The sequence below is a fragment of the Delftia deserti genome (assembly GCF_042653485.1).
Lineage (GTDB): Bacteria > Pseudomonadota > Gammaproteobacteria > Burkholderiales > Burkholderiaceae_C > Comamonas > Comamonas acidovorans.
This window is the reverse complement of sequence record NZ_JBHSIH010000001.1, coordinates 3,309,033-3,325,862: the sequence shown is the minus strand read 5'-3', so window position 1 is coordinate 3,325,862 and position 16,830 is coordinate 3,309,033. Positions and strand designations below refer to the sequence as shown.

Below are 16,830 nucleotides of genomic sequence, written 5' to 3'. Positions count from 1 at the left end.
TCACATGATTGATGTCACCATTGAGAATTTCGAAGCCGAAGTCGTCGCCGCCTCCATGCAGGTGCCGGTGCTCGTCGACTTCTGGGCGCCCTGGTGCGGCCCGTGCAAGACGCTGGGCCCCATCCTGGAAAAGCTCGAAGTGGCCTACGACGGCCGCTTCAAGCTGGTCAAGATCGACTCCGACCAGGAGCAGCAGCTGGCCGGCATGTTCGGCATCCGCTCCATCCCGACCTGCATTCTGATGATGGGCGGCCGCCCCGTGGACGGCTTCATGGGCGCCCAGCCCGAAGGCAAGCTGCGCGAGTTCCTCGACAAGCACCTGCCCTCCGAAGGCGAGCTGGCCGCCGAGGCCGAAGCCGACGAGGCCCACCAGTTGCTGGAAGCCGGCGACACCCAGGCGGCCCTGCAAAAGCTGGCCGACGCCCTGGCCGCCGATCCGGCCAACGACGATGCACGCTTCGACTACGTGCGCCTGCTGATCGCCACGGGTGGCTACGAAGAGGCCGGCGCCCTGCTGGTCGAGCCGCTCAAGCGCATTCCCCAGGCCACGCGCTTCGAGGCGCTCAACCAGTGGCTGCAGTGCATGCTGTTCGTGCACAACGACGAGCGTGGCAACTGGGAGTTTGCGCAGTTCGACGCCGTCATCGCGCAGAACAAGCGCGACTTCGACACCCGCTTCGGCAAGGCCCGGGCCCTGGCCGCCGAAGGCCAATGGGCAGCCAGCATGGACGAATTGCTGGAAATCATCATGCGCGACAAGGATTGGAACGGCCAGGCCGCGCGCAAGCTCTACGTGGGCATCCTGGAGCTGCTCACGCCCCCGAAGCCCAAGAAGCAGGACGCCATCCCCGGCAAGAGCAGCGGCGGCATCGAGCTGCTGGGCAAGGCTGGCGCCGAGCAGGACGAAGCCACGCAACTGGTCAACGGCTACCGCCGCAAGCTCAGCATGGCGCTGAACTGAGACCGGCGCTGCACGGGTGAAGAGACGGGGGAGCCTTGCGGCTCCCTTTTTTCATGGCGAGGGCTCAGGGTGCAACCGGTTCCTCGGCCGCATGCGCGCGGTGCAGCAACTGCACGAAGCCAGGCGCATCGGGCAGATGCACATCGGCCAGTCGCCTGACCGGAATGCCCGGGGACCACGAATTCATCACCACGGCGCCGGCCAGGGATGGCAGGTCGGCCAGGGTCAGCACGGCCTGGCGCTGCGCCACGCCCAGGCGCTGCAACTGGCGCCGCAGCATGGACTCGGTCGTGCCCGGAAGTACCTCGGCGCGCGGCCAGACCACGGCATCTCCATCCCAGAAAGCCAGGTTCCAGATGGTGGCCTCGCCAATGCGGCCATGGCGGTCGGCAAAGGCGGCGTCGTCAAAGCCCTGGGCCACGGCGCGGCGCAGCAGATGCGTCTTGGCCACCTCGCCCACATGCTTGAGGTGGGGCAGCATGCGCTCATGCTCGAACAGCGCCAGGCTCAAGGGCCCGGCAGGGCCCGAGGCGGGGGCCGAGGTGCGCACCAGCATGCGCGGCCGCGCATCGGCGGCCGTGAATTCCCCGGCAGGCGAGTACACCGTGGCGGTCCGCGACACATCCTGCGGGCCGTTGGCAAGCGCCGCCCGCAGCTGCGCCTGGACATGGTCATCGGGCAAGGCCTGGCCGTACAGCTCCAGCGAGGCCTGTCGCAGGCGCTGCAGATGCAGGTCCAGCCCGCGCAGCCTGCCGCCGCGCACCTGCATGGCCGTGAAATGGGCATGGCCGGCAAAGGCCAGGGCGGTGAGTTCGGCCGCCGTAGCGGGCTGCCCATCGATGAGGCTGGTGAAGAAGGAGGCGGTTTCCATGGGTTCATCCATCAAGTTTTCTTGATTGTTCGATGGCGGTCCCAAAAGAGGAAGCAAGTAGTATTTGGAGCTTCATCAAGAAAAATTTGAAGATCCATGCGCCAGCTCCCACCCGGCACGCGCGCCCTGCGCAGCTTCGAGGCTGCAGGGCGCCACCTGAACTTCACGCGCGCGGCCGACGAACTGGGGCTGACCCCGGCGGCGGTCAGCCACCAGATCAAGGAGATGGAGGAACAGCTGGGCCTCGTCCTCTTCACGCGCAACAGCCGCAGCATGCAGCTCACGCCCGCAGGCAGCGTGCTGCTGGAGGCCACGGCCGAGGCGCTGGGCCTGCTGCGGCGCGCCACCGGCCGGGCGCGCCAGCTGGCCCGGGGCGAGACGCGGCTGCGCCTGTCGCTGGGCGCGCGCCTTGCCACGCAGTGGCTGCTGCCCCGGCTGCCGCGCTTTCGCGCCGCGCATCCGCAGGTTGAACTGAGCCTGGACATCTGCGACGAGGTGCGCGACTTCGACACCGATGACATCGACGCCGCCATCCGCTTCGGCACGGGCCGTGATCCGCACACCCTGGCGGTGCGCCTGTTCGATGCCAGGGTGATCCCCGTCTGCAGCCCGGCCCTGCTGCAGTCCGGCCCGCCGCTGGCCCGGCCCGTTGACCTGCTGGCGCACACGCTGTGCCATGTCGATTGCAGGGTGGACGGCCAGGCCTGGCCGAACTGGCCGATGTGGATGGCGGCGGCCGGCGTGGAGGGCCTGGACGCAGGCCGCTGCATCGCCTTCACCGACTCCAGCCACGTCGTGCAGGCCGTGATGGACGGTGGCGCCGTGGGCCTGGTCGAGCAGGACCTGGTGGCCGAAGACCTGGCCCGTGGCCGCCTGGTGCGCCTGTTCGACATCACCGTGGGCCTGGGCCCGGCCTATGCCTACCACCTGCTCCACCCCCGGCGCAGCCAGGGCCAGCCGGCCATCGAGGCGTTGCGTGCGTGGGTGCTGCAGGAGGCCGGGCTGTAGCGCCTACTTCCGTACGGGATCGGCAAATCGCATCAACCCGCGCACCACGGCCTGCACGGCCGGGTCTTGTTGCGCGGCGCTGCGGCAGGCCAGTCCCAGCGGGCGTGTCAGTGCGGGGCTGAGCCCGCGCTGCTGCAGCGTGCGGCTGACGGCGTCCATGGGCTCCTCGCGCGGCAGGACGGTGGGGCCGTGGCCGGCGGCGACCAGGGCGCGTATGCCTTCGGGAAAGCTCATTTCCATGCGCGGCTGGGGCAGCAGGCCCGCCTGGGCGAACCATTGGGACAGCAGGCGGTGCATCTGGGTGCCGGCGGCAAAGCCTATCCAGGGCTGGGCGTTGAGCCATTCAGGCGTGATCTGGTCGGGCAGCGGCATCTGCGGCGGGGCGAACAGCTCCATGGGGTCGTTGCGCCAGGCGCGCATTTCCAGGCCTGAAGGCACGGGCTGGGGCAGCCCGACCAGGGCCAGGTCCAGGTGGCCAGTCGCCAGGCGCTGCATGGCCTGGGCGGAACTCACGACTTCCAGGCGCAGTTCCACGCCGGGCGCGTGCTCGGCCAGCCATTGCAGCAGTTCGGGCAAAAGCAGGGGGCTGACGCCGGCCGAGGCGCCTATGCGCACGCTGGCGCCAAAGCCCTCGGCCCGCTTGCGCACCCGGCGCAGCAGGGCCTCGCTGTCGGCCAGCAGGCGGCGTCCGCCTTCGGCCAGCAACGCGCCTGCGGGCGTCAGCTGCGCCTTTCGCTTGCCGCGCACCAGCAGGGGTGTGTCCAGGCGCGCTTCCAGCTCCTGGATGTGCAGGCTGACGGCTGGCGGCGACAGGTGAAGGGCCTGGGCGGCGGCAGCCAGCGTGCCCAGGTCGGCCACGGCCACCAGGGTCTGGAGCTGGTCAAGGTTCAGGCGTCGCATCAGGTTTCCTGAAGATGAGGTTCCGAAGATTCGACTTTATCTAATCTGGATGCGAATCCATCATCCCGTCCCGTATCAAGAACGAGGCCATGGAATGGAATTGAGCAATGCGGTGCTGGCCGCGGCCCTGGGGGCCGCGCTGATGAATGCGGGATGGAACAGCGCCATCAAGCTGGGCGGCGACAAGATGGTCGCCATGGCGCTGACCACGGGGCTGGCCAGCCTGTGGTCGCTGCTGGTGCTGCCCTGGCTGGACTGGCGCGCGGCGGGGTTGTGGGACGCATCGGTGTGGTGGTGGCTGGCGGCCTCGGTGGCCGTGCACACCGTCTATCACTTCGTGCTGCCGCGCGCCTACCAGCATGGCGAGTTCGGCGTGGTCTACCCGGTGGCGCGGGGCAGTGCGCCACTGTTCGTGACGCTGGGCGCGGCGCTGCTGGCCGGTGAGTGGCCGGGCGTACCCGGGCTGGCCGGCGTGCTGTGCCTGTCGCTGGGCGTGCTGGCGCTGTCGGTGCGCAGCGGCGCGGCCAGCGGTTATGGCGGCAGCGGCTATGCGCTGGCCACGGGAGCCATGATTGCCTGCTATACGGTCATCGACGGGCTGGGAGCGCGCGCATCCGGCTCCGCGCTGCTCTATGCGGCCCTGCTCACGCTGGGCGATGGCCTGGCCACGGTGCTGATGGTCGCCTGGCGGCGCGGCCCCGCCGTGCTGCGTGCCGATGCACGCACCTGGCGCCTGTGCGCCCTGGCCGCCGCCATGCAGCTGAGTGCCAGCTGGATGGCGACCTGGGCGCTGTCCCAGGCGCCCATGGGCCTGGTGTCTGCGCTGCGCGAAAGCAGCGTGCTGTTTGCGGGCTGGATCGCCGCCTGGCTGATGCGCGAGCGCCTGGGCCGCGTGCGCATGCTGGCCTCGGCCCTGGTGTTCGGCGGCATCGTGCTGGTGCGCTGGGGCCGTTGAACTGCCCCGCGCCGGGCACGCTGCGTACTCAGCCGTGGCTGATGCGCGTGCCCAGGAGCGTCAGGAACTGGGCGATCCAGGCCGGGTGAGCGGGCCACGCGGGGGCGCTGACCAGGTTGCCTTCGGTATGCGCCTGGTCCACGCCGATGTCGGCATAGGTGCCGCCGGCCAGTTCGACCTCGGCACGGCAGGCCGGGTAGGCCGAGCAGGTGCGGCCCTTGAGCACGCCGGCTCCGGCCAGCAGCTGGGCGCCATGGCAGACGGCGGCCACGGGCTTGTCGTTGTCGAAGAAGTGGCGCACGGCGGCGCGCACGGCATCGTAGTTGCGCAGGTACTCGGGGCCGCGTCCGCCGGGGATCACCAGGGCGTCGTACTGCTCGGGCTTGATGTCGGCGAAGCTGGCGTTGAGCGTGAAGTTGTGGCCGGGTTTTTCGCTGTAGGTCTGCGCGCCCTCGAAATCATGGATGGCCGTCTTGATGTGTTCCCCGGCCTTCTTGTCGGGGCAGACCGCATGCACCGTGTGTCCCACGGCCTGCAGGGCCTGGAAGGGGACCATGGTTTCGTAGTCCTCGCAGTAGTCGCCACAGATCATCAGAATCTTCTTGCCAGCCATGTGCTTGCTCCTTCAGAAAAAGTCAGAGGAAGCGAACATTGTGGCAGCGTCGGTGACGCAGGCATGACCGGCTGCAAAAACGCAGGCCCGCAACGAAAAAGAGAGCCGAAGCTCTCTTTTGCGGGGGAAGGCGCGGGGCCAGGCTATGGCGGGCCGTCAGGCCGTCAGGCGCTGCAGGGCTTCGCGGTACTTGGCGGCCGTCTTCTCGGTCACTTCCTGGGGCAGGCGCGGGGCCGGGGCCTTCTTGTCCCAGGGCTTGCCGTTGACCTGGGCCTGCTCCAGCCAGTCGCGCACGAACTGCTTGTCGTAGCTGGGCGGGTTCTCGCCATTGGCCAGGGCCTGGGCATAGCCCTCCACGGGCCAGTAGCGCGAGCTGTCGGGCGTGAGCACCTCGTCCATCAGCACCAGTTCGCCGTTTTCGTCCAGGCCGAATTCGAACTTGGTGTCGGCAATGATCATGCCCTTTTCGAGGGCGATGGCCGCAGCTTCCTTGTAGATGCGGATGGCCGTGTCGCGGATCTGGGAGGCCAGCTTCTCGCCGACCATCTCCACCGTGCGCTCGTAGGTGATGTTCTCGTCATGGTCGCCCATCTCGGCCTTGGCGGCCGGCGTGTAGATGGGCTCGGGCAGCTTGGCGGCGTTGGTCAGGCCTTCGGGCAGGGGCACGCCGCAGACCGAGCGCGATTCCTGGTATTCCTTCCAGCCGCTGCCAGCCAGGTAGCCGCGCACCACGGCCTCGATCAGCACGGGCTTGAGGCGCTTGACCAGCATGGAGCGGCCCGTGACCTGGGGCACTTCGGCGGGCGTGACCACGGATTCGGGCGCTTCGCCGGTCAGGTGGTTGGGGCAGATGTGGCCGAGCTTGTCGAACCAGAACAGCGCCATCTGCGTCAGCAGCTCGCCCTTGCCTGGGATGGGCTCGCCCATGATCACGTCGAAGGCCGACAGGCGGTCCGAGGCCACCATCAGGATGCGGTCATCGCCCACGGCATAGTTGTCGCGCACCTTGCCGCGCGCGAGCAGCGGCAGCGAGGCAATGTTGGAAGTGTGCAGGGCGGAGGGGCGGGACTGGGTGGTCATGTGAGGCAAGGGGCAATCTGGCAAAGAGGCTGCAGCGGCCGGATGGCTGCAAGCGGCACGCGCAGGAGCGCGATTCTAACCAACGGCGCCTCACGGTGACGGGCGGCCCGTGGCAAGCCCCACCCCAGGGGCGCAGCCTGGCAAACCCGCCGATTGTGCGCCCAATTGCATGCCGCGCAAAACCCGTTCCCAAGGCCCTGCGCCGTCCTGCGCTATCGGCTTGCGGCGTTGCTTTTGGGCAGGCCCCGGCGCATAGTGGGTTCGCAAGCAAACGAATGCGCATTCCGGCCTGCAAGCACCTGTCCCGGCGGATCGTCTCCCGGTGGACCGGGCTGTTTTCATCCAGAGCAAGGAGTGTTTAGATATGAATCTGACGATTAGTGGGCATCACCTGGAGGTCACTCCCTCGCTGCGCAGTTACGTCATGGCCAAGCTCGAACGCATTCTTCGACACTTTGACCAGGTGGTGGATGTAAAGGTCTTGCTGACCGTTCATAACCAAAAGGAGAAGGAAAAGCGCCAACGTGCCGGTTGCACGCTGCGCGTCAAGGGCCAGGATCTTTTTGTCGAGACCTCTCACTTCGATCTCTACGCCGCCGTCGATGCGCTGGCTGACAAGCTGGACCGCGTGGTGGTGCGCTACAAGACCCGCCAGCAGGGCAGCCGCTATGGTTCGGCCAAGCGACTCGATGATGCTGGGCTGACCTTGGCGTCAGTCGGGTGACAGGTAAGGCGCCTGCCCTGTGCGGGCGCTTACAATACCTGCGCTTATGTGGCTGATGTGCCACGCACGACCACCGCCCTTCGGGGCGGTTTTTGATGGGGGTCAGGGTTTCCCCACGGTTTCCGGCACTGCGGTGCATAATTGTTTCCCGAACCATGAACCGTCTTGCCTCCATCCTGCCCGCCGCTCAAGTGCTCGTGAGCGTCGACGTCACCAGCAAAAAGCGCGCTTTCGAAGAAGCAGGTCTGCTCTTCGAGAGCCTGCATGGCCTGTCCCGCGCACTTATCACCGACAGCCTGTTTGCACGCGAACGCCTGGGCTCGACGGGGCTCGGCCACGGCGTGGCCATTCCCCATGGGCGCATCAAGGGCCTGACCGCTCCCATGGCGGCCGTGTTCCAACTGGACAATCCCATTGGTTTCGATGCTCCCGATGAGCAGCCCGTGGGCCTGCTGATCTTTCTGCTGGTTCCCGAAGCGGCCACCCAGAAGCATCTGGAAATCCTGTCCGAAATCGCCGAGCTTCTCAGCGACAGCCAGCTGCGCGAGCGCCTGAAGTCCTGCGCCGATGCGGCCCGGCTGCATGGAATGATTGCCGGCTGGCAGTCCTCCGCTGCGCCCCTGGTCTAGACTTTTTCCTTCCCCTTTTCACGGGCCTTGCCATGAGACCCAGTGCCATCAGCGCCGATGTCCTGTTCGAGGAGTTCCGCTCCAGCCTGCGCTGGGAGTGGGTGGCGGGCCTGGGAGCCTCGGAGCGCCGTTTCGACGAGATGGCCGTGCGCTCGGCGCGCTCCGGCGCGGACCTCGTCGGCTACCTGAACTACATCCATCCGTACCGGCTGCAGGTGCTGGGCGAGCGCGAGATCGCCTATCTGAGCAATGCCACGCCGCAGGACTGCCAGCGCCGCGTGGCACGCATCGTCACGCTGGAGCCGCCCGTGCTGGTGCTGGCCGACGGGCAGACGGCGCCCGAGGCGCTGCTGTCCATGTGCGAGCGCGCCCACATTCCCATGTTCTCCACGCGCGAGCAGTCGGCCTTCGTGATCGATGTGCTGCGCGCCTACCTGGCCAAGCACTTCGCCGACCGCACCACCATGCACGGCGTGTTCATGGACATCCTGGGCATGGGCGTGCTGATCACGGGCGAGTCGGGCCTGGGCAAGAGCGAGCTGGGGCTGGAGCTGGTGACGCGCGGCAACGGCCTGGTGGCCGATGACGCGGTGGACCTGTACCGCATCAACCAGACCACGATCGAGGGCAAGTGCCCCGAGCTGCTGCAGAACCTGCTGGAGGTGCGCGGCATCGGGCTGTTGGACATCCGCGCCATCTTTGGCGAGACGGCCGTGCGCCGCAAGATGCGCCTCAAGCTCATCGTGCACCTGGTGCGCAAGGAAACCATGGAGCGCGAGTACGAGCGCCTGCCGGCCGAGCCGCTGACGCAGGATGTGCTCGGCGTGCCCGTGCGCAAGGTGGTGATCCAGGTGGTGGCGGGCCGCAACATCGCCGTGCTGGTCGAGGCCGCCGTGCGCAATGCCATCTTGCAGCTGCGCGGCATCGACACCTACCAGGAATTCGTGCAGCGCCACCGCCGCGCCATGGAGCGCGGCGACACCTTCTAGCGGCCGCTGGCGTCGCCGAGGCCGGGCCGCCTGTTGCCTGGCCCCCACTGTTTTCAACGCGATTGTTTGCTGGCCGTGCGCCCATGTTTGCGCGCGGTGCGTTGTTGCTGCTTTCTTAATAAGAATAATTCTCATTTTCTATAATTCGGGCAGATGCCGTATCCGGCCTGTGCCCGAGGGGCTCCGGGCTGGATGCGGCGCATTTCCTTCCGTCTCGAAAGCCCTCCCGGATGTCTTCCCGTACCCGCATCGGCCTGCCGCGCGCAGGCGCTGCCAGCCCCTTCCCCCCTGTTTGCACGTTCCATCGCCTTGGCCCCATCGCCGGTGTCTGCGCCTTGGTGGCTGCCGCGGCGCTGCCTGCCGGCGCCTGGGCCGCTGACGCCGAGCTGGGCGAGGTCACGGTGCGCGGCACCACCGATCCCCAGACCCTTCCCACGGTAGCCCCGGGCGGCCAGGTGGCCAAGGGCGCGGGCCTGGGCGTGCTGGGCCAGCGCGATGTGATGGACACGCCGTTCAACATCACCTCCTACACGGCCGAAGGCATTGCCGACCAGAACGCGACAACGCTGATGTCGGTGCTGGAAAACGATCCTTCGGTGCGGTTCACCACCAACACCGGCCATGCCTACGAGAACTTCACCATCCGCGGCCTGGGGGTGAATGCCTCGGAGCTGGGCTTCAACGGCCTGTACGGCCTGGCGCCCGACGGCCACGTGCCCGTCGAGATGATCGAGCGCGTGGAGGTGCTCAAGGGCCCCGGTGCGCTGATGAGCGGCATGACGCCCGGCGGCGCCGTGGGCGGCACCATCAACCTGGTGACCAAGCGCCCGCTGGCCCAGGATCTCACGCGCGTGACCACCATGTTCAGCAGCGGCTCGCAGCTGGGCCTGCAGGCCGATGTCTCGCGCCGCTTCGGCCCCGAGCGCCGCCTGGGCATACGCGTCAACGGCAGCACCTCGGGCGGCGACACCGAGATCGACGGCCAGAACCGCCGCCATGGCCTGGGCGCACTGGCGCTGGACTACCAGGGCGACGGATTCACGCTGGGGCTGGATGCCTACAGCTACCGATCCAACATCCGCGACGGCAGCCCGATGATGGTCAGCATGCAGAACCTCAAGCAGGTCATCGCGGCGCCCGACGCCAAGACCAATCTCTTCCCCGGCATACATGCCCAGCAGCAAAGCGATGCACTGATGCTGCGCGGCTCGGTGGACCTGGGCGCGGACTGGACGCTGTTCGGCTCCGCAGGCACGGCACAGCATGCCTACGACGGCATGCTCAACGGCACGCGCGTGGTGCTGCGCGCCCAGGGCGACGGCTCGGCCGTGGGCCAGACCTACAACCAGTACGGCTATACCGACAGCACGGCGGCCGAATTCGGCGTGCGCGGGCGCCTGCGCACGGGCGGCGTGAACCACCTGCTGGTGGCATCCCTGAACTGGATGAACCAGAAGGGCGGGCGCGCGGCCGTGGCCACCAGCGCCAGCTACATCACCAACATCTACAACCCTGCGCCCATCACGCTGGCCGGCCCCTATGGCGCCATCAAGCAGGAGCGCGACGACGTGCTCAGCAGCCTGGCCCTGGCCGACACGCTGAGCTGGGGCGGCGATGCCGTGCAGCTCACCGTGGGCGCACGCCTGCAGCGCGTGAACCAGAAGATGGCGGGCTACAACGAGCAGGCCGTCTCGCCCGCGCTGGGCCTGGTGGTCAAGCCCTGGGGCGATGCGGTCTCGCTGTATGCCAACCATGTGCAGGGCCTGAGCGCGGGCTCCATCGTCGGCGCCACCTATGCCAATGCCGGTGAAGTGTTCGCGCCCTACAAGACCAAGCAGTTCGAGATCGGCGCCAAGTGGCGCACGGGCGATTTCACGCAGACGGTCTCGCTGTTCCAGATCGAGCGGCCCTCGTCCGTGGTGGAGACCGCGACCAACCGCCTGCTGATGGATGGCGAGCAGCGCAACCGGGGCCTGGAGTGGAATGTGTTCGGCGAGCCGCTGCGCGGCACGCGCGTGCTGGGTGGCCTGGCCTACACCCAGGCCATCCAGAGCAAGACCCAGGGCGGCGCGCGCGATGGCTTCGGCGTCTACGGCGTGCCGCGCTGGACGGCCAACCTGGGCGGCGAGTGGGACGTGCCCGCGCTGCCGGGCGCCACGCTCACCGGCCGCCTGATCTACACGGGCGCCCAGTGGGTGAATTCGGCCAACACGCTGAAGATGCCCAGCTGGACCCGCGTGGACGTGGGCGCGCGCTATGCCACCCGCATCGCGGCCAAACCCGTCACCTTCCGCGCCACGGTGGAGAACCTGCTCGACAAGTCCTACTGGGCCGGCAGCTTCAACGACAACTTCGCCACCACGGGCGGCCCGCGCACGGTACGTGTCTCGGCCACGGTGGACTTCTGACGCCATGGCGCAAGCTGCACGACAAGGCCTGTGCCTGGCCACCTCGCTGCTGTGCCTGATGGGCGCAGCCGTCCATGCCGCTGAAGACATGAGGGCAGCCGCACCGCGGCAGGCCCTGGCCGCACGGCCGGGCACGCTGGCGCCGGGCCAGGCGGCCACGGGGGTCCTCGCTGCCGATGGGCGCGAGTCCTGGCGCGTCGATCTGCCTGCCGGCCACGTGGTTCAGGGTGAATTCGAAGGGCTGGGCGTGGCCCTGGACCTGGAGGATGCCCAGGGCCGGCACCTGCGCCGCCTGGCGCGGCCCGATGGCGGCGCGCAGTCGCTGATGTGGGTCACGGAGGGGGCCGGCAGGCAAAGGCTGGTGGCGCGCCACATCGCAACGAATGCGCTGATGGCCGGCGAGGTGAAATCCGCAGCCGGCCGCTTTGCGCTGCGGTTGACCTCCAGTCTTGCGCCGCTGGGCGCCAAGGCTGTGCAGGCCCCGGAACGGCCTGCGCTGGAAAGCCCACGCCTGCAGGCCCTGGCGCAGGCCATCCAGCGCGGCGCGGGTTCGGGCGTGGCGGCAGACGCCTTCTGGCGGCGCGTGCAGGAGGAGGGCGCGCCGATGGTGGAGCCGCTGCCCGGCGGCCAGTCCCTGGTCACCTTCCTGTGGCGTGGCCAGCCGCGCGCCGGCATGCAGGGGGTGCGACTGTTCGGCAGCCCGGCCGGCAATCACGATCCCTTGCAGCACCTCGACGGCAGCGATGTCTGGTGGGCCAGCTTCCGCATGGCCGACAACGCGCGGCTCAGTTACCGCCTGGCGCCCGATGTACCGCTGATCGCAGGCTCGGCCATGGAGCAGCGCCGCGCCCTGCTGGCCACGGCACAGCGCGATCCGCTCAATCCCAAGGTGTTTCCGCAGCCCCCCGAGGGCGGCTTCATCGATGCCTTCCAGGGCGCCTCCGTGCTGGAACTGCCCGAGGCGCCGCCCCAGCCCTGGGTGGCGCCGCGCGCGGGCGTGGCCCAGGGGGCGCTGGTGCAGCACCGCCTGTCCAGCCGCGTGCTGGGCAACAGCCGCGATGTCTGGACCTACCGCCCGGCGGGTGGTCAGGCGCCCGAGGCGCTGCTGGTGCTGTTCGACGGCAACGCCTATGCGAAGCAGGTGTCCACGTCCACCCTCATCGACAACCTCATGGCCGACGGCCTGATCCCGCCCACGGCCGTGGTGCTGGTGGACAACGCCAGCCCGCAGGCGCGCGGCAGGGAGTTGCCGCCCAACACCGCCTTCGCGCGCTTTCTGGATGAGGAGCTGATGCCCTGGGTGGGTGAACAGGGCCTGGGCCAGCCTGCGGCGCGCACGGTGATCGGTGGCTCCAGCTTTGGCGGCCTGGCCTCGGCCTACGCGGGTCTGGTCAATGCGCGCTGGTTCGGCAACGTGCTGAGCATGTCGGGATCGTTCTGGTGGTCGCCGGTCGGCGAGGTGCCGGGCTGGGTGCAGCGCCGCTATGCCCAGGAGCCGCGCCAGCCCGTGCGCTTTTATCTGGATGCGGGCCGCTACGAGCGCGCACGCGGCGGGCAGGACGGCATCCTGGAAACCAACCGCCACCTGGCCGATGTGCTGCGCGCCAAGGGCTACGAGGTCACCCAGGCCGAGCACGAGACCAGCCATGACTACCTGCAGTGGCAGGGCTCGCTGGCCTGCGGCCTGGTGGCCCTGCTCAACCCCGGGCGCTTCGCCCAGGGCCTGCCGGCCTGCGAGCGCATGCCGGACGGCACGCCGGCACTTCCCTGATGCCGCAAAGGCCAATGTTTGAACTTCCTGGCAATACAGCAATCACTGTAATGATGAACACCATGAATGCAAATCATTCCCGTCGCCGAATCCTGGCGAAGATGGGGCAGGGCCTGGGCGTGCTGGTCACGCTGCCGCTGGCGGCGCAGATGTCCCATGCCCAGACGGCGGCGGCCGGCAGGACCGTGACCGTGCCGCATGCCAAGGGCGAGGTCCAGGTGCCCTTCAAGCCCGTGCGCGTGCTGGTGTTCGAGCTGGCGGCGCTGGACACGCTGCAGGCGCTGGGCGGCGAGGTGCGGGGTGTGCCCGAGTTCAAGATGCCGCCGCTGCTGGCCCGCTATGCCGATGCGAAATACGCACGCATCGGCAGCCTGTTCGAGCCTGACTACGAATCCATCCAGGCGCTGTCGCCCGACCTCATCATCGTGGGTGGCCGCTCCGAGGCCAAGTACAAGGAGCTGTCGCGCTTCGCGCCCGTGCTGGACCTCAGTGTCAGCGACCAGCACCAGATGGCCGACATCTACCGCAACATCCGCACGCTGGGCGCCGTCTACGGCCTGCAGGACAAGGCCGAGGCCGAGGTCAGGTCCGTGGAGCAGGCCATCACCGGATTGCATGGGAAGGCGCAGGACGCCGGCAAGGGGCTGGTGCTGCTGACCTCGGGCGGCAAGCTCAGCGCCTACGGTCCGGGCTCGCGCTTCGGCATGCTGCACGATGTGTTCGGAGTGAAGCCGGCCATCGACAACCTCACGGTGGCCCGCCATGGGCAGGTCGTTTCCTTCGAGTTCCTGCTCAAGACCAATCCCGACTGGCTGTTCGTCATCGACCGCGACGTGGCCATCGGCCAGGATGGCAAGACCGCCCAGCAACTGCTGGACAACCCGCTGGTGCGTGCCACCAAGGCCTGGCGCGGCAAGCAGGTGGTCTATCTGAACGCAGCCAACTGGTACACCCTGTCCAACGCCGGGCCGGGCGCGCTGAAGGCCAATATCCAGCAACTGTCGGATGCCTTCACCCGCACATGACCTCAAAGCGTTGAGCCCGCCTGTCGCCACCGCGCCCGCCGCGCCCATTTCACGCCCCTCTCGCCAGGCCCTTGCCTGGCTTTTCGCGCTGGGCCTGCTGCTGGCGCTGTCGCTGGCCAGCCTGATGGTGGGCGCGGGCGACATGCACTGGAGCGTGCTGTGGTCGCGCAGCGAGGACGACCTGGCCAGCCAGGTGCTGGTCTACAGCCGCGTGCCGCGCACGCTGGCCCTGGTGCTGGCCGGCGCATCGATGGCGGTCTGCGGCCTGCTCATGCAGATGCTGGCGCGCAACCATTTCGTGGAGCCCTCCACCGTGGGCACGGTGGAGTCGGCCAGCCTGGGCATGCTGGCGGCGTTTGTCTGGGTACCGCACTGGCCGGTGATGGCCAAGATGGGCATCTCGGCCGTGGCGGCGCTGCTGGGCACGGCGCTGTTCCTGGCCGTGCTCTCGCGCATCCGGCTGCGCTCGTCGTGGATGGTGCCCCTGGTCGGCCTGGTGCTGGCCGGCGTGCTGGAGGCAGCCGCCAGCTTTCTGGCGCTGCAGTTCGACATGATGCAGGTGCTCAAGTCCTGGTCCAACGGCGATTTCTCGCTGGTGGTCCAGGGCCGCTACGAGTTGCTGTGGCTGTCGCTGGGCGTCACGGCCCTGGCCTGCCTGGCGGCCGACCGTTTCACCGTGGCGGGCCTGGGCGAGAGCTTTGCCACCAACCTGGGCCTGAACTACCGGCGCCTGGTGTGGCAAGGGCTGGTGGTGGTGGCCGTGGCCACCTCGGCCGTGGTGGTCACGGCCGGCAGCCTGCCCTTCGTGGGACTGATCGTGCCCAACGTGGTGCGCCTGGTCCTGGGCGACAACGTGCGCCGCAGCGTGCTGTGGGTGGCGCTGATCGGCGCGGGCCTGACCGTGCTGTGCGACCTGGTCGGGCGGCTGCTGATCGCTCCCTATGAAATCCCCGTGGGCACCGTGCTGGGCGTGCTGGGCAGTGCCCTGTTCCTGGCGCTGATCCTGCGCCGCCGCAAGGACCGTGCATGAGCAGCCTGCCGCAATCCGTTGCTTCCGATGAGCCTGCAGCGCGCAGCTGGGGCCATGGCGCGCGCCTGGCGCTGCTGGGCGCGCTGGCCCTGCTGTGCCTGCTGGCCTTCATGACCGTGGGCGTCAAGACCGACTGGGCCTTCGTGCTGGAGCACCGGGGCGCCAAGGTGCTGACCATGGCGCTGGTGGCCTGTGCCATCGGCCTGTCCACCGTGGTGTTCCAGACCGTGTCGCACAACACCATCCTCACGCCTTCCGTCATGGGGCTGGATGCGCTGTACCTGTTCGTGCAGGCGGCCATGGTGCTGATGCTGGGCGCGGCGGGCGTGTCCGCCATGGGCGAGGTCGGGCGCTATGCGCTCAACATCGTGCTGATGATGGGCTTCAGCGTGCTGCTGATGCGCTGGCTGTTCGTGGGCCATGCCAGCAGCCTGCACCTGATGCTGCTGGTGGGCATGGTGGGCGGCATCTTCTTTCGCAGCCTGGCCGGGCTGGCCATGCGCGTGCTCGATCCCAATGAATTCACGGCGCTGCAGGACCGCATGTTCGCCAACTTCAACGCGGTGAACCTGCAGCTGCTGCTGCCGTCGCTGCTGCTGATTGCCCTGGGCAGCGCCTGGATCTGGCGCCAGCGCCGCGTGCTGGACGTGATCTCGCTGGGGCGCGATGCCGCCGTCGGCCTGGGCCTGGACTACGAGGGCCGCGTGCTGCGGCTGCTCGCCGTGGTGGCCTGCATGGTGGCCGTGTCCACGGCCCTGGTCGGCCCGGTGGTCTTCTTCGGCCTGCTGGTCAGCAACATGGCCTATCACGCCATGGGCACGCGCCGCCATGCCTGGGTGCTGCCTGCGGCCGTGCTCTGGGGCTGCGTGCTGCTCATGGGCGGGCAGGTGCTGCTGGAGCAGCTTTTCAAATTCAATACCGTGCTGAGCATCGTGGTGGAGTTCCTGGGGGGAATCGTCTTCATCGTGCTGCTCATGCGCAAGGGGACCCAATGATCGAGGTGCGTGATCTGCTCAAGCGCCATGGCGGAACGGCCGTGCTGCAGGAACTCAATTTCGATGTGCCCGAGCGGGCGCTGACGGCCATCATCGGGCCCAACGGGGCGGGCAAGTCCACGCTGCTGTCCCTGGTCAGCCGCCTCATGCCGATCACGGCGGGCAAGGTGCGGGTGGCCGGCCTTGACGTGGCCACCACGCCCACCGAGGCGCTGGCGCGCATCATGGCCATCCTGCGCCAGGACAACCAGAGCGCGCTGCGCCTGACGGTGCGCGACCTGGTGGGCTTTGGCCGCTTCCCGCACAGCAAGGGCCGGCTGGGCCCCGAAGACCTGCGCCATGTGGACGAGGCGCTGGAGTACCTGCAGCTCACGCCGCTGGCCGAGCGCTTCCTGGACGAACTCTCAGGCGGCCAGCGCCAGCGCGCCTACATCGCCATGGTGCTGTGCCAGGACACGCCCTTCATCCTGCTGGACGAGCCGCTGAACAACCTGGACATGGCCCACGCCGTCAGCATGATGGGCCTGCTGCGCCGCGCCGTCACCGAGCGCGGCAAGACCGTGGTCATGGTGCTGCACGACATCAACTTCGCCTCGTGCTACGCCGACCACATCATCGCGCTCAAGGACGGCCGCCTGGCCGTGGCGGGCACGCCGGCCGAGGTCGTGCAGGACGAGGTCCTCAGCAGCCTCTACGGCATCCCTGTCAGCGTGCATGAGGTCAAGGGCCGCAGGCTTTGCCATTACTTTGGTTGAACATGCGGCGTTTCGGGCTTGGCGCTTGAACCTGGCGCGGCCTGAGGCGAGGGACACCAAGCAAGGGCCTAAGCCGGCCGCGCCGCCCCGCCGCGAGGGTGTCGCCGGCTGCCCGT

Annotated in this window: 16 protein-coding genes; 12 read left to right on the top strand and 4 right to left on the bottom strand. The window is 68.4% G+C overall.

Annotated elements, in window-relative coordinates:
- Positions 1-4 precede the first annotated feature (4 nt).
- Positions 5-961 carry a thioredoxin gene (gene trxA / locus ACFPFG_RS16090; protein WP_183017312.1) on the top strand — a complete coding sequence of 319 codons (957 nt, stop codon included), beginning with the start codon at positions 5-7 and terminating at the stop codon, positions 959-961.
- A gap of 64 nt (positions 962-1,025) precedes the next feature.
- Here the strand turns inward: trxA and ACFPFG_RS16085 are convergent, their stop codons facing one another.
- Positions 1,026-1,832, bottom strand: coding sequence for an aminotransferase class IV family protein (locus ACFPFG_RS16085; RefSeq protein ID WP_380107390.1), 807 nt, complete (start codon positions 1,830-1,832; stop codon positions 1,026-1,028).
- Positions 1,833-1,928: 96 nt separating this feature from the next.
- Here ACFPFG_RS16085 and ACFPFG_RS16080 point away from each other — a divergent pair, with 96 nt between their 5' ends.
- A complete protein-coding gene (locus ACFPFG_RS16080) occupies positions 1,929-2,840 on the top strand; it encodes a LysR substrate-binding domain-containing protein (RefSeq protein WP_380107389.1) in 912 nt (303 codons plus the stop codon).
- A gap of 3 nt (positions 2,841-2,843) precedes the next feature.
- On the opposite strand, the gene ACFPFG_RS16075 is transcribed toward ACFPFG_RS16080, so the two are convergent.
- Positions 2,844-3,740, bottom strand: coding sequence for a LysR family transcriptional regulator (locus tag ACFPFG_RS16075; protein ID WP_380107387.1), 897 nt, complete (start codon positions 3,738-3,740; stop codon positions 2,844-2,846).
- Positions 3,741-3,834: 94 nt separating this feature from the next.
- Here ACFPFG_RS16075 and ACFPFG_RS16070 point away from each other — a divergent pair, with 94 nt between their 5' ends.
- Positions 3,835-4,695: a transporter gene (locus ACFPFG_RS16070; protein WP_380107385.1), complete on the top strand. Its 861-nt coding sequence runs from the start codon at positions 3,835-3,837 to the stop codon at positions 4,693-4,695.
- 28 nt (positions 4,696-4,723) lie between these two features.
- Here the strand turns inward: ACFPFG_RS16070 and ACFPFG_RS16065 are convergent, their stop codons facing one another.
- The gene (locus ACFPFG_RS16065; RefSeq protein ID WP_374619239.1) at positions 4,724-5,308 is read right to left on the bottom strand and encodes a DJ-1/PfpI family protein; all 585 of its coding nucleotides are present in this window, start codon (positions 5,306-5,308) and stop codon (positions 4,724-4,726) included.
- A 156-nt stretch (positions 5,309-5,464) separates the two neighbouring features.
- Positions 5,465-6,388: a phosphoribosylaminoimidazolesuccinocarboxamide synthase gene (locus tag ACFPFG_RS16060; RefSeq protein ID WP_012202931.1), complete on the bottom strand. Its 924-nt coding sequence runs from the start codon at positions 6,386-6,388 to the stop codon at positions 5,465-5,467.
- A gap of 364 nt (positions 6,389-6,752) precedes the next feature.
- Here ACFPFG_RS16060 and hpf point away from each other — a divergent pair, with 364 nt between their 5' ends.
- The 9 genes from hpf (at position 6,753) to ACFPFG_RS16015 (ending at position 16,714) form a co-directional block, all read left to right on the top strand.
- A complete protein-coding gene (gene hpf / locus ACFPFG_RS16055; RefSeq protein WP_012202932.1) occupies positions 6,753-7,112 on the top strand; it encodes a ribosome hibernation-promoting factor, HPF/YfiA family in 360 nt (119 codons plus the stop codon).
- Positions 7,113-7,267: 155 nt separating this feature from the next.
- On the top strand, positions 7,268-7,741 hold the full coding sequence (locus ACFPFG_RS16050; RefSeq protein WP_013804474.1) for a PTS sugar transporter subunit IIA: 474 nt from the start codon (positions 7,268-7,270) through the stop codon (positions 7,739-7,741).
- A 32-nt stretch (positions 7,742-7,773) separates the two neighbouring features.
- Entirely contained in the window at positions 7,774-8,730 is a 957-nt protein-coding gene (hprK, locus tag ACFPFG_RS16045) for an HPr(Ser) kinase/phosphatase (RefSeq protein WP_012202934.1), read from the top strand.
- A 230-nt stretch (positions 8,731-8,960) separates the two neighbouring features.
- On the top strand, positions 8,961-11,138 hold the full coding sequence (locus ACFPFG_RS16040) for a TonB-dependent receptor (RefSeq protein ID WP_380107384.1): 2,178 nt from the start codon (positions 8,961-8,963) through the stop codon (positions 11,136-11,138).
- 4 nt (positions 11,139-11,142) lie between these two features.
- Positions 11,143-12,909 carry an enterochelin esterase domain-containing protein gene (locus ACFPFG_RS16035; protein ID WP_197953810.1) on the top strand — a complete coding sequence of 589 codons (1,767 nt, stop codon included), beginning with the start codon at positions 11,143-11,145 and terminating at the stop codon, positions 12,907-12,909.
- Between the two features lie 14 nt (positions 12,910-12,923).
- The gene (locus ACFPFG_RS16030; protein WP_374619250.1) at positions 12,924-13,934 is read left to right on the top strand and encodes a siderophore ABC transporter substrate-binding protein; all 1,011 of its coding nucleotides are present in this window, start codon (positions 12,924-12,926) and stop codon (positions 13,932-13,934) included.
- Positions 13,935-13,980: 46 nt separating this feature from the next.
- Positions 13,981-14,964, top strand: coding sequence for an ABC transporter permease (locus ACFPFG_RS16025; RefSeq protein WP_197957476.1), 984 nt, complete (start codon positions 13,981-13,983; stop codon positions 14,962-14,964).
- Positions 14,961-15,959, top strand: coding sequence for an iron chelate uptake ABC transporter family permease subunit (locus tag ACFPFG_RS16020; RefSeq protein WP_380107383.1), 999 nt, complete (start codon positions 14,961-14,963; stop codon positions 15,957-15,959). The genes ACFPFG_RS16025 and ACFPFG_RS16020 overlap by 4 nt, the downstream gene beginning before the upstream one ends.
- Positions 15,956-16,714, top strand: a complete 759-nt coding sequence (locus tag ACFPFG_RS16015) for an iron ABC transporter ATP-binding protein (RefSeq protein WP_183017322.1) — start codon at positions 15,956-15,958, stop codon at positions 16,712-16,714. The genes ACFPFG_RS16020 and ACFPFG_RS16015 overlap by 4 nt, the downstream gene beginning before the upstream one ends.
- Positions 16,715-16,830 lie beyond the last annotated feature (116 nt).

Excerpts from the sequence above, each read along its gene's own strand:
- ACFPFG_RS16085 (WP_380107390.1), bottom strand. The coding sequence starts at position 1,832 with ATGGAAACCGCCTCCTTCTTCACCAGCCTCATCGATGGGCAGCCCGCT.
- ACFPFG_RS16040 (WP_380107384.1), top strand. The coding sequence starts at position 8,961 with ATGTCTTCCCGTACCCGCATCGGCCTGCCGCGCGCAGGCGCTGCCAGC.
- ACFPFG_RS16030 (WP_374619250.1), top strand. The coding sequence starts at position 12,924 with ATGTTTGAACTTCCTGGCAATACAGCAATCACTGTAATGATGAACACC.
- ACFPFG_RS16060 (WP_012202931.1), bottom strand. The coding sequence starts at position 6,388 with ATGACCACCCAGTCCCGCCCCTCCGCCCTGCACACTTCCAACATTGCC.
- ACFPFG_RS16065 (WP_374619239.1), bottom strand. The coding sequence starts at position 5,308 with ATGGCTGGCAAGAAGATTCTGATGATCTGTGGCGACTACTGCGAGGAC.
- trxA (WP_183017312.1), top strand. The coding sequence starts at position 5 with ATGATTGATGTCACCATTGAGAATTTCGAAGCCGAAGTCGTCGCCGCC.
- hpf (WP_012202932.1), top strand. The coding sequence starts at position 6,753 with ATGAATCTGACGATTAGTGGGCATCACCTGGAGGTCACTCCCTCGCTG.
- ACFPFG_RS16020 (WP_380107383.1), top strand. The coding sequence starts at position 14,961 with ATGAGCAGCCTGCCGCAATCCGTTGCTTCCGATGAGCCTGCAGCGCGC.
- ACFPFG_RS16075 (WP_380107387.1), bottom strand. The coding sequence starts at position 3,740 with ATGCGACGCCTGAACCTTGACCAGCTCCAGACCCTGGTGGCCGTGGCC.
- hprK (WP_012202934.1), top strand. The coding sequence starts at position 7,774 with ATGAGACCCAGTGCCATCAGCGCCGATGTCCTGTTCGAGGAGTTCCGC.
- ACFPFG_RS16015 (WP_183017322.1), top strand. The coding sequence starts at position 15,956 with ATGATCGAGGTGCGTGATCTGCTCAAGCGCCATGGCGGAACGGCCGTG.
- ACFPFG_RS16050 (WP_013804474.1), top strand. The coding sequence starts at position 7,268 with ATGAACCGTCTTGCCTCCATCCTGCCCGCCGCTCAAGTGCTCGTGAGC.
- ACFPFG_RS16070 (WP_380107385.1), top strand. The coding sequence starts at position 3,835 with ATGGAATTGAGCAATGCGGTGCTGGCCGCGGCCCTGGGGGCCGCGCTG.
- ACFPFG_RS16035 (WP_197953810.1), top strand. The coding sequence starts at position 11,143 with ATGGCGCAAGCTGCACGACAAGGCCTGTGCCTGGCCACCTCGCTGCTG.
- ACFPFG_RS16080 (WP_380107389.1), top strand. The coding sequence starts at position 1,929 with ATGCGCCAGCTCCCACCCGGCACGCGCGCCCTGCGCAGCTTCGAGGCT.